General features: G+C 67.2%; 9 protein-coding genes. 6 read left to right on the top strand and 3 right to left on the bottom strand.

Annotated features, from left to right (window positions below; translation table 11 throughout):
- Window positions 1–10: 10 nt before the first annotated feature.
- Both R4P95_RS09330 and R4P95_RS09325 read right to left on the bottom strand, forming a co-directional pair.
- A complete protein-coding gene (locus R4P95_RS09330; protein ID WP_317745022.1) occupies window positions 11–904 on the bottom strand; it encodes a CoA ester lyase in 894 nt (297 codons plus the stop codon).
- A gap of 33 nt (window positions 905–937) precedes the next feature.
- Window positions 938–2113: a CaiB/BaiF CoA-transferase family protein gene (locus R4P95_RS09325; RefSeq protein WP_317745023.1), complete on the bottom strand. Its 1176-nt coding sequence runs from the start codon at window positions 2111–2113 to the stop codon at window positions 938–940.
- 258 nt (window positions 2114–2371) lie between these two features.
- Here R4P95_RS09325 and R4P95_RS09320 point away from each other — a divergent pair, with 258 nt between their 5' ends.
- From R4P95_RS09320 to R4P95_RS09310, 3 genes are read left to right on the top strand one after another with little or no spacing between them, the layout of a single operon-like run.
- On the top strand, window positions 2372–3853 hold the full coding sequence (locus R4P95_RS09320) for an aldehyde dehydrogenase (protein WP_317745024.1): 1482 nt from the start codon (window positions 2372–2374) through the stop codon (window positions 3851–3853).
- A gap of 25 nt (window positions 3854–3878) precedes the next feature.
- A complete protein-coding gene (locus tag R4P95_RS09315; RefSeq protein ID WP_317745025.1) occupies window positions 3879–5273 on the top strand; it encodes an MmgE/PrpD family protein in 1395 nt (464 codons plus the stop codon).
- A 55-nt stretch (window positions 5274–5328) separates the two neighbouring features.
- The gene (locus R4P95_RS09310; protein ID WP_317745026.1) at window positions 5329–6204 is read left to right on the top strand and encodes an alpha/beta hydrolase; all 876 of its coding nucleotides are present in this window, start codon (window positions 5329–5331) and stop codon (window positions 6202–6204) included.
- An 82-nt stretch (window positions 6205–6286) separates the two neighbouring features.
- Here the strand turns inward: R4P95_RS09310 and R4P95_RS09305 are convergent, their stop codons facing one another.
- Window positions 6287–7420 carry a DUF222 domain-containing protein gene (locus tag R4P95_RS09305; protein ID WP_397517638.1) on the bottom strand — a complete coding sequence of 378 codons (1134 nt, stop codon included), beginning with the start codon at window positions 7418–7420 and terminating at the stop codon, window positions 6287–6289.
- A gap of 312 nt (window positions 7421–7732) precedes the next feature.
- Between R4P95_RS09305 and R4P95_RS09300 the strand changes: the two genes are divergently transcribed.
- The 3 genes from R4P95_RS09300 (at window position 7733) to R4P95_RS09290 (ending at window position 11537) form a co-directional block, all read left to right on the top strand.
- Complete coding sequence (locus tag R4P95_RS09300; RefSeq protein ID WP_317745027.1) at window positions 7733–8812, top strand: lactonase family protein; 1080 nt, start codon at window positions 7733–7735, stop codon at window positions 8810–8812.
- 50 nt (window positions 8813–8862) lie between these two features.
- The gene (locus R4P95_RS09295) at window positions 8863–9777 is read left to right on the top strand and encodes a mycofactocin-coupled SDR family oxidoreductase (RefSeq protein ID WP_213571917.1); all 915 of its coding nucleotides are present in this window, start codon (window positions 8863–8865) and stop codon (window positions 9775–9777) included.
- A gap of 161 nt (window positions 9778–9938) precedes the next feature.
- Window positions 9939–11537 carry a sigma-54-dependent Fis family transcriptional regulator gene (locus R4P95_RS09290; protein WP_213571916.1) on the top strand — a complete coding sequence of 533 codons (1599 nt, stop codon included), beginning with the start codon at window positions 9939–9941 and terminating at the stop codon, window positions 11535–11537.
- Window positions 11538–11547 lie beyond the last annotated feature (10 nt).

Raw genomic sequence — 11547 nt, 5'->3', positions numbered from 1 at the left:
CCGGGCCCCGTCAGGCGTATGCCGCGATGGCTTCCGCCTGCTCGATGATGCCCTCGGCGGTCTTCACGTGTGCGATATCGATGTGCTGCCCTTCGAAGTCGACGGCCGCACTGCCTGCCGCCTCGGCCACCTTGAACGCCTCGATCATGCGGCGGTAGAAGTCCACCTGCTCGGCGGACGGCGTGAACACCTCGTTGGCAATGGCGATGTGTGAGGGGTGAATGCACACCATGCCGCGATATCCGAGCTGCTTGTTGTCCAGGCAGAACTGCCGGGCACCGTCGAGGTCCTTGATGTCCTGCCACACGCCGGCAACGGGGTGGTGCAGGCCGGCCGCGCGGGCTGCGAGAACGATTCGGCTCCGGAGGTACAGCGTCTCCAGGCCGGCCGGGGTGAATTCGAAGCCCAGCTCGCGGCCTACGTCCGCGCTGGGTCCCGTGGCGCCCAGCAGGCTGCTGATGCGCGGGGTGGCGGCGGCCATCTCCTCGCAGTGCGCCATCGAGCCCGCCGTCTCGTAGCTCACGATCAGCCCCACGCTGCCGGCTTCGAGGCCTTCCCGTGCTTCGATGTGTGACACCACCGCATCGATACGCACCAGTTCCTCGGCGTCGAAAACCTTGGGCAGGAACAGGCCGGCCAGACCCGGCCGGATCACAGCCTCGAGGTCCTTGCCCTGTATTCCGGACACGGACGCGTTGGGCCGCACCCACAGGTCGGCGCGAACACCGTCGGCATGCAGACGGCCGATGGTGTCGGCGACAACCAGACGCGCCTCGTCCTTGTCTGCGGCGGGCACCGAGTCCTCCAGGTCCAGGATCAGGGCGTCGGCACCAGAGGCGAGACCCTTGTCGGCCCAGCTCGGTTTGTGTCCGGGCACAAACAGCATGGAACGGTACGGTTTCATGAACACTCCTCAGGGATATGCGAATTCAGCGAATCAGGACTCGTCGGCGAACAAGACGCCGGACTCGATTAGTGCGTCGATCTTCTCGGCGGGAAGCACCTCGCTCGCCACGGCTCGGGTGTCGGAGCCGACCCTGGGGGCGCGGGCCCCGCGGTCCGGCCGCTCACCGTCGAAGGTCCATGGCGGGCGGATCAGTGGCAAACCGTCTGGCTGCCACTCGACCAGCTTCAGGTGCTCGACCTGCTCGTGCTCCAAGTAGCCGGTCATCGACAGGACGGGCGCGAACGGCACGTCGGCCTCGGTGAGGACCTTCTCCCAGTAGTCCTTCGACTGCTTGGCGAACTCCGCCTCGACGATCGGCACAAGCTCGAAGTAGTTCGATTCCCGCGGGCGGTACTCGGCGAACCGCGGGTCCTCGGTCAGGTCCATCCGGTCCATGGCGCGGCACAGCGCGTGCCAGAACTTCTGCGATGACGACAGGTGCACGGCCAGGTACTCGCCGGTCGACGTGGGGACGCAGAAGTTCTGCGCCTGGGGGTGCCGGCTCGTGCGGGCAGGGTTGTTGCCGAGTTCGAAAGACTGGGTGATGCCGTCGACGGTGAGCGCGCTGACCGCCTCCATGATCGACGTCTCCATCCGCTGCGGCTTCCCGGTCTTCAGCCGCCCGACCAGGGCCGCGAGGACGCCGGTGGCGGTGCTCAGGCCCGTGACGAGGTCCGCGCTCAAGCCACCGGCCAGTTGCGGGTGGTCACCGTCGCTGAACAGCGAGTACAGACCGCCGAACGCGTGGCCGATCGTGTCGTAGGCGGGACGGTTGGCCAGCGGGCCGCCGGCACCGAACCCGGTGACCGAGCCGTAGATGATGTCGGGACGGAGCGCGCGGCAGTCCTCGGGACCCAGCCCCATGGCCGCCACCTTGCCCGGGCGCAAGTTCTCGAGTACCACGTCGAAGTGCGGTATCAGCGCCTTGACCAACGCGACGCCCTCTTCCGACTTCAGGTCGACCGACAGACTGCGCTTTCCGGTGTTGTATTGCCGAAAGTACGGGCTACCGTCATTCTGGTGCCGCCGGAAGTCCTCGCCCACCACCGGGCGCTCGACCTTGACCACCTCGGCGCCGAGCGCGCACAGCATCGACGTCCCGAACGGGAGCGCGATGTATCCCCCGATCTCGAGTATCCGAATACCCTCGAGTGGCTTGTGCTGCATGTTGCCTCACCTTCGTGTCAGCTCAAATATTATATATAGTCACACCGGAGGTCAAGCCTTTGTCCGGCCCGGCGCCGGGCTGTTGCGGACCTACGCCACGCGAGACGGCATCGGGGTTTCATCCCTTGCCGGAACATAATATACTTTACATGGTGCAGCTCACATATCGAGCCGAAGGCCGTCGTCCAGGCTGGACAGATGACTCCCACCCGAGACCCGGGCACGTCTATGACGAAGCGAATGCGAAGGAGCGGCACAATGAGTGCGCAGACTGAACTGTGGCAAGGGCAGTACGACACACTGTTCATCGGCGGACAGTGGGTGCAGCCGGCATCCGAACGCACCTTCGAGGTGATTTCCCCGGCCACCGAACAGCTCGTCGCGCGGGTACCGGAGGGCGTCGAGGCCGACATCGACGCGGCCGTCACCGCGGCGCGTCAGGCGTTCGACAAGGGGCCCTGGCCTCGGATGTCGCTCGACGAGCGCATCACGGTCCTGCGGAAGCTCAGCGCGGAACTCGCCGCGCGTGAGGGCGAGGCAGCCGCGCTCGTCAGCGCAGAGATGGGGTGCCCGATCACCCTGTCCACGAAGATGCAGTCCATCGGCCCCCGCATGCTTCTGGACGCCTTCCTGGACATCGCGCCCACCTACCCGTGGAGCGACACCCGCACGTCCGCATCCGGCAACGCGCTGGTGACCCGCGAGCCGGTCGGCGTCGTCGCCGCCGTCGTACCGTGGAACGCTCCCCTGCTCATCACCATGATCAAGCTCGCCCCGGCGCTGCTCGCCGGCTGCACCATGGTCGTCAAGCCCTCCCCCGAGACACCCCTCGACGCGTATCTACTCGGTGACATGCTCGACAAGATCGGTCTGCCCGAGGGTGTCGTGAACATCGTCCCTGCCCAGCGCGAGGTCAGCGAGTACCTGGTGCGCCACCCCGGCATCGACAAGGTGTCGTTCACCGGGTCCACGGCTGCGGGCCGTCGCATCGCCTCGCTCTGCGGCCAGGACCTGCGCCGCGTGACCCTCGAGCTGGGCGGCAAGTCCGCCGCCATCCTGCTCGACGACGCCGACCTCGACGCCGCCGTCGCCGCGATCCGCGCCGTGTCCCTCCGCAACAGCGGCCAGGTGTGCAGCAACAAGACCCGCATCGTCGTGGCGCGCTCGCGACGTGACGAGCTCCACGACCGTCTGCTGGACCTGATCGGGAAGATGCCAGTCGGTGACCCGTTCGACCCGGCGACCGAAATCGGACCGATGGTCAGCGACCGTCACCGAAGCCGGGTCGAGGGCTATATCGCCGACGCGAAGACGTCCGGAGCCTCCCTGCTGGTGGGCGGCGGACGCCCCGACGGCCTCGACCATGGCTGGTACGTCGAGCCCACGATCTTTGCCGATGTCGATCCCTTCGTGAAGATCGCGCAAGAGGAGGTTTTCGGCCCGGTTCTTACCGTGCACACGTTCGACACCGAGGCCGAGGCCATCGAGATTGCCAACAACTCGGAGTACGGCCTCAGCGGATCAGTGTTCGCCGCCGATCCCGAGCACGCACTGACGGTGGCCCGCCACATCCGCACCGGCACAGTCGAAGTCAACGGCAGCCCGGTGGGCTTCACCGCCCCGATCGGTGGTTTCAAGAACAGCGGCATCGGCCGCGAGGCCGGCCTCGAGGGCTTCGACGCCTACGTCGAACTCAAGTCATACGGCATCTCGGCCGGGCTGCTCGGTTCGCTTTCCTGACCCCAACTCTGCAAAGGACACACACATGGGCACCCTCCCTCCCGTCGAAGAAGCCGTCGCCCGGCTCGTCACGGACCTGACCTTCGACACGATCCCCGCCGACGCACTCGCCGGCGCACGCCGCCTCATGCAGGACCAACTCGCCCTTCAGGTCGCCAGCGCCTCTCTGCCCTGGAGCCGGGCGGTGCTGGAGTTGACGCGCGCTGCGCACGTCCCCGGCAAGGCCCATGTCGCCGCCAGCGGCGACCAGATGAGCGCCGCCGACGCCGCCTTCGTCAACGCCACCTACGGCCACGGGTTCGAATACGACGACGCCCACCGGGCCAGCTCGTCGCACCCGGGCAGCGCCGTCGTGTCCGCCGCACTCGCCGTCGGCGAGGAACTCGGCGCCACCATGCGCGAGGTCATCACCGGCATCGTCGCCGGCTACGAGGTGTACACCCGCATCGGCAACCTCGCCGCTCCCGAACTCCTCGAACGCGGCTTCCACCCCCACGGGCTGCTGTCGAACTTCGGCGCGGCCGCCGTCGTCGCCAAGATGCGCGGCTTCGACGCAGAGACCACGGTCCACGCCCTGGCAATCGCGCTCAGCCACGCCTCCGGCACCACCGAATACACCTCCTCCGGCGGCTCGATCAAACGCGTCCACTCCGGCATCGGCACCCGCAACGGCATCCGCGCGGCGGAGATGGCCGCCGCGGGCATCACCGGTCCGACGACCTTCCTCACTGGCGGCAAGGGCTTCTACCGCACCTTCGTCGGCCGCCCCGTCGCCGACGACGCCGCCGCCACCTTCGGCCTCGACAACACCTTCGAGATCACCCGCATCTGGATCAAGCCGTACTGCTGCTGCGGCATCAACCACGCTTACATCGACGGCGCCCGTCAACTCGCCGCCCGCGCCGCCGACATCGACTCGGTACTCCTGGGCATCCAGACCGGCGGCGACGTGATCATCGGCAACAAGAACGCCAACGCCTACGCACCCAAGATCATCGAACACCTGCAATACAGCCTGCCGTTCCAATTCGCCCTCTCCACACTCGGCAAGGGCAACGGCTTCGCCACCCACCACGCCTACCTGGACGGCCAGCTCGACATCGGACCCGGCAGCGATGTCGCCGCCCTCGCGCAGAAGGTCAAGATCGAGGTCACGCCCGAACTGGACAATGCCTACCCGGGCCGGTGGGTCGGCGACATCACCGTCACCTACACCGACGGCACCACCGAACACCTGTTCATCGACAACCCCACCGGCACCGCCGAAAACCCGATGTCCCAAGACGGCCTCGACGTGAAGTTCCGCGACGTCATCTCGGGCTCACTCGGCACCGAACGCGGCGACACCCTGCTCCGCGCCATCCAGAGCGGCGACCCCGACCAGCCTGCCTCCGACTTCGCAGCCCTGCTGAAGGTCTGATTTCCTCCCGCCCCGACCCCCCCGGGCCGGCGGCCGATGACGAGAAGGAGAGCTGATGGGCGCCCAGACCACAGCCCGGCCGATCCCTGTCGAGTTCACAGGATCCGGTGGGGTCCGCCTTGTCGGTGATCGGTGGGAGACCGACGATCGGCTGACCGATTCGACAGGGGGGACCGTTCTTCTCCTCCACGGCGGCGGCCAGACCAGGCACTCGTGGGATCGCACGGCGGCGCGAATGGCCGAGCACGGCTGGCGCGCGGTCACTCTCGACGCTCGGGGGCACGGTGACAGCGAATGGGCACCCGAGTATTCGGCCGAGCTTTTCGCGGCCGACCTCGAGGCTGTTCTCGCGGACCTCGGCGGCCGTATCGTCGTCGTAGGCGCCTCGCTGGGCGGCCGGACGGGCATCGTCGTCGCGGGCGGACGCCCCGGTTCCCTCGCCGGATTGGTGCTGGTCGACATTACGCATCGGATCGACCGCACCGGCCAGCGGAGGGTCCGCGACTTCCTGGGCGCGGCGCCCAACGGGTTCGCCTCGCTCGACGACGCATCGGCGGCCATCGACGCCTTCCGCGGCACAGCGCCCCGCCGTCGCCGCAGCGACGGGTTACGAAAGAACCTGCGTCTGCGCGGGGACGGACGCTGGTACTGGCACTGGGATCCGGCGTTCGTCGGCTATGCGGACAATCGCGTCAATTCCGACGAGCGGCGACTCGCCGATCTGGCCGCCCGGATCACGGTCCCCACCTTGATAATTCACGGAACCAGGTCGGAGATCGTCTCGCGGGAGGCGGTCGACGAGATGCTCGCCCTGGTGCCGAACTCCGAGGCCGTCGAGGTGGACGCGGGGCACATGATCGCCGGCGACGACAACGAGGCGTTCGCCCTGCACCTCGAAGGCTTCCTCGAACGGGCTCTTCCACCGCGCTGAACCCTGCCGCCGGTGTTTTGCACTTCGGGTGCCCCGCATCCGAGTGGGGGGCTCGGATGCGGGGCGTCTATGGGGGATGGAGTTATGTTGCGGCGCTAGCCCGGTCAGGCCGCGGCCGGACCGGCCCGCCGGTTGTGCGAGGGCAGCGGCCCGCGGAAGGGGTCGACACTCGGCGGTGGAATGAACCAGGGGTGCCGGTCGGGGCCGATCTGGACTCCGACAGATGCCGGGCTGCGGTGATCGTCAGCGGCCCCATCCACGCCGCCCAGGCGACCCCCGTTTCCGCCAGCACCGCCGCCCAATCCTCCGGAGAAGCGGGCCGGTCGACACTAGTTGGGTCGGCGGGGCCGGCGCCCGAAGCGTGCATGTCGGTGCCGCCTGCGGCGCCTGTGCGGTCGACGCCGCGGGTGTCGATCAGGTCCCGTGCACGCACCTGCACGCTGATGTGCGGTCGTTCACCGGCCTCGGTGCCGTTCAGTCCGGCCGCGAGGTACCGGCGCAATAATTCGGTGAACGCGTCGGCACGCCGCCGTCCGGGGGTGCGGGCGTCCCGGGTCCCGTCCGCGGCCGGTCGTGGTGCGGCCAGCTTCGACAACGCGGTCAACAGCATCTCTCCGGTTACCGCATCCAGATCACCTTTGACCGAGACCCGTCCGTTTAACATCTTCGACGCGTGCAGTTCGTTGCGGTCGACGTCCTCGCTTGCGGGGTGCTCGTCGGTTTCGAAGATCCGCTCCGCCTTGGCGATGCCTTCCCGGATGAGGTCGGTGCGGGCTTGTGGTCCGTCCGCTGCGGCGAGCAACGCGTCCAGCACCGGACCCATTGCGCCCAGCGGCATTCCCTTCGGGGGTCGTTCACAGAACCGCAGAATCAGCCCTGCGTGATCCGCCGAGATCTCGCAGCCGTAGAACTTCGCGGCAATCGCTGGCTGCGACCGCAGCCCACGCGCCAGGTTCACGATCCGGCCAGCTGCCCCCGGTTCGAGCATCGTGTGCGCCACGAGCCACGCCTTCGCGTTGGGATGGCCCAGGATGTCGACCCGGCAGCGCGCATCCACCGCGTCCATCAGCTTCACCCGTACCGCCTCGAGGCGAGCGATTTCCGAGGACACCGTCAGCACCGTCTCGAGCAACTGATCCTCGGACAACCGCCACGTCTCCCCCACCGCCGGATCATCGTCCGGCACCGCCCCCTGAGTTCCCTCCCCGTCACCCATGCATGAAGACTACTTCGAACATCAGTTCGAAGTCAATGGGAATTCAAGTAATTATACTGTGCCGAAACGTATTCGACGCGGAGCAGGTCGCCCGGCCTCGGGCTCGCCTGCGCCGGAGTGTCCAGATAGTTGGACACTGCCACCCCGGCTCCCGGGTTTACGTTCAGCGTGGCGAACTCGCCGAATCGAGGAACCACGGAGGTTGCATTGATGACTCGGAATCCATCGGCGGCTGAACGAAAGTGGTCGACCCGAAAGATGCTGCGAGTGCGATTACGTACAACCTTGATGGCAATCAGCCTTGCTGCGACCATGTCCATCGGCACTGTTGCCACTCCCCCAGCAGGCGCGGCCCCGACGGATGATGCGACGGGACCGAGCTACCTTCTGATCGGTGGCACAGGCTCGTCGAACATAGGAGTGTTGCGCGAATCGAGCGGTCGACTGACTCCCGTCGGGCAGCCCGTGCCCACCGATACCGGCACGCTGTCGATCGCGGTCACGCCGAATGGCCGATTCGCCTATGTCGCGCATACCGTCTCGGGAAATCTGCAGGGATTTCGCGTTGGCGACGACGGCACACTCGAGCGCCTCGAGGGCGCCCGCCTTGCCCCCGGCCGGCCGATCGTGGGTGCGGTCGTGAGCCCGGACGGGAAGTGGCTCTTCGCCACCGTCGGTTCGGTGACCAACGACGTGCAGACGTATGCCATCGCGCCGTCCGGCGTTCTGACACAGGTCGATTCGGTAACGATCCCCGGTGCGACGAGCGGCCTGTCCATTCCGGTGGTGTCACCGGACGGCCGATTCCTGTTCGCGCCGAGCTTCATCGGAGCGACGATGGACTCCTACGCGATCGGATTCGACGGCAGGTTGACGCGGACCGGCTCGCAGGTGCCGACCGGTGATCGTCCGGCGCTGCCGTCGGTGACGCCCAACGGCAAGTTCCTGTACATCACCAACGAGGGAACCAATGACGTCTCCGGCTACCGCATCGCGCCCGACGGTGTACTGGCCCCGATCGGGCGCTTCCCGACGAAGGCGATTCCGCACGGTATGGCCATCACACCGGACGGCAGGTATCTCTACCTTCCCCAGACCGGCGGTCAGGCTGTGAACGGATTCGAGATTCGAGACGACGGCGCCCTGGTTCCCGTGCCCGGCGCCGACGCACCCAGCGCACCGGGACACTTCCCCGGCCGCGTCGTGCTGAGTCCGGATGCCCAGCGGCTCTACGTCATCGACACGCTGACCACGACCGGCACCGAGAAGGTGTTCACCTACCGGGTGAAGCCGGACGGGGCACTCGAGGCCACGGGAGAACCGCCCGTCGATACGGGTGTGACGTTCTCCGACGGCGCAACCGGAGTGTTCGCATCCGTCGGCCCTGCGTGAACGACCCATCTACCCCGCACTACTGAATGAATTCTGGAAAGGACATCGACATGGGACTACTGGACGGCAAGGTCGTCTTCATCACCGGCGCCGCACGAGGGCAGGGGCGAGCGCACGCGGTGACTGCAGCGAAGGAAGGAGCCGATGTCATCATCACCGACATCTGCTCACCCGTCGACGGGATTCGATACGCGCTGGCCAGCAAGGAAGATCTGGACAAGACACAGGCCCTCGTCGAGAAACAAGGCCGACGGGCGGTCAGTGCCCTCGCCGACGTCCGTGATCAGGGTGCGCTCGACGCGGCAGTCGCTCTCGGGCTCGACGCATTCGGCCGCCTCGACGCGGTCATCGCCAATGCCGGACTGTGGGATCTGGGGCCCAAGTCCTGGGAGATCACCGAGCAGATGTGGACGACGGTCACCGACGTGGTGCTCGGCGGCACCTTCCGGACGATCAAGGCCACCGCGCCGCATCTTGTCGAGCAGCGTGGCGGTGCGATCGTCTGTATTGCGTCGGTAGGTGGGCTGGAGGCCACGGCCGGATACACCCACTACATCACAGCCAAGCACGGCGTCCTCGGCCTGATGAAGAACACCGCTCTGGAGATCGCGGAGTACAACGTGCGGTGCAACGCTGTCTGCCCCGGCGCGGTGGACGCGAAGATCTGGGACAACCCGATGGGCCACCAACTGTTCGTCGCCCCCGGCGAGACTGCCAACCGTGATGTCGCAATAGCCGCCACGTACGGATATGCGCCACTGGCCGGCCGGCCCGCGCTTCCGCCGAACGCCACCAGCAATGCCGCATGCTGGCTGCTGTCCGACTACGCCGAGCACATCACCGGTGTCGCCCTGCCGGTCGACGCGGGGCACCTCCTGCTGCCCGGCGTGAACTTCGCACCGCAGACCGAGGGCCCGGAAGCCGATCGCTACCGTTCACCGGCCCAGTCGCCCGACGATCTGTGACGGCCTGACCGACACCGGCCCCGACCGCTGCACGCGGTCGGGACCGGTGTCTATGCGTCCCCGGCCGACGCTTGCCCAAAGTTCGAATATATTATATTGTGTTCTCGCTCAATGTGGTGTAAGTCCGTTCTCATTGCACCTGGTCAGAAGGTGGTGTCGGAGTGCTCAGTAGCTCAGCGCATTCCACGGTCGACGCTCGTCCGGAGATCGCGTCGTCGTGGATGCGTTCGCAATTGTCGGGTCTCGACTGCGCTACGACGTTGAAGCTGGACAGGATCGACGTCGCCCCGGACGGGTGTCTCCGACGCGCCGCGACGCCTGTTCTGGAGCGTGTCTGCCGCGAGTTCGACGGTGCGCCACTGGTGTTCGTTCTCGCCGACCACGACGCCCGGATCCTGGATATCAGGCACGCCAGTCCGGGCGTCCGCGACGCGGTCGACTGGATCGGCATCGAGCCCGGCATCCGGCTGGCCGAGGAAGAGGTGGGAACCAACGCGGTGGGCACCGTCCTGGAAGCCCGGCAACCGCTACTCGTCCACGGCCCCGAACACTTCATGTCCGCGTTCCACGAGTTCAGCTGCTTCGGCCAGCCGATCATTCATCCGATCACGCGACGACTCGAAGGCGTTCTCGACGTCGGGGGCGGCGCCGGCGAGGATCACCGGTACTTCGCGCCGATCGCCCAGCGGTTGGTCAGGGAGATCGAGGACCGGCTGGCGCTGAGCACCCCTGTCACTCAACGAAATCTGCTGGCGGCCTTTCATTCTGCGGCACGGCGGAAGGAACGGCCGGTGATGGTGCTCGGGGAGGGGATGGTCCTCGCGACCCCGGCGGCCCTCGACCTCCTCGATCCCGCCGACCATGCGGCCGTCCGAGCCAGCGCCGACACCGCTCGCACAACGGCCGTCACCAATCGCCTCACGCTCGAATCCGGGCGCGAAGTGGAGTTCACCTGCACTCCGGTCGACGGCGGGAACGGCGTCCTGGTCGATTTCGCAACGGCGAGGACGGGCCCGAAGCCGCAACCACGACCCTCGGTCGAGGAATGGCCGCTCCTCCTCGTCGGAGAAACCGGCACCGGCCGGACAACCGAAGCGGTGCGTGCGGCCGGACCGGGCGGGGCGATCGTCGACGCCGCGGACGTCGTGCATACGGGTGAGCAGGCCTGGGCCGTCGGACTCGGTCGACAGCTCGAGCACGATGGTGCCGTCGTGATCATCGAGAACGTCCACTTCCTCACCGACTCGATGGCCACACTGGTTGCCCGCCTCATCCGGGGCACGCGGCGACACGTCGTCCTGACCTCGACGAGTGCGAATAACGACGCGGGGATCCACCCCTCCCTGGTTGGGCTCTGCGCCGCACGACGTGAACTCGCTCCGCTCCGTCGGCGCCGCCACGAGATCCCCGGGCTGGCGCGGCGGATGCTGGCGAAGGAAGCCGTGACGTCCGACCTGCGCCTCACCTCGGCGACACTGCAGGTCCTGGCAGCACATCCATGGCCGGGCAACCTCGCGGAACTCCGGCGGGTGATTCACGCCCTGGCCCGGACCCGCTCGGCCGGAGACATCATTCCGACCGACCTTCCCGCACCGTACCGGGAAGTCGGCACACCCCTGTCACCCATTCGACATGCCGAACGGGAAGTGATCGTCGCGGCGATCGAAGCGGCAGGCGGCAACAAGCTCAAGGCCGCTCAGTCACTCGGGGTGAGCCGGTCGACTCTCTACAACCGGCTCCGGGTTCTCAAGATCGCCTGACCGCTCCTGT

The sequence above is a fragment of the Rhodococcus sp. IEGM 27 genome, assembly GCF_033142305.1.
GTDB classification, from domain to species: domain Bacteria; phylum Actinomycetota; class Actinomycetes; order Mycobacteriales; family Mycobacteriaceae; genus Rhodococcus_F; species Rhodococcus_F oxybenzonivorans.
Note: the sequence above shows the minus strand (reverse complement) of the source record. Positions and strands in the feature narration are given on the sequence as shown.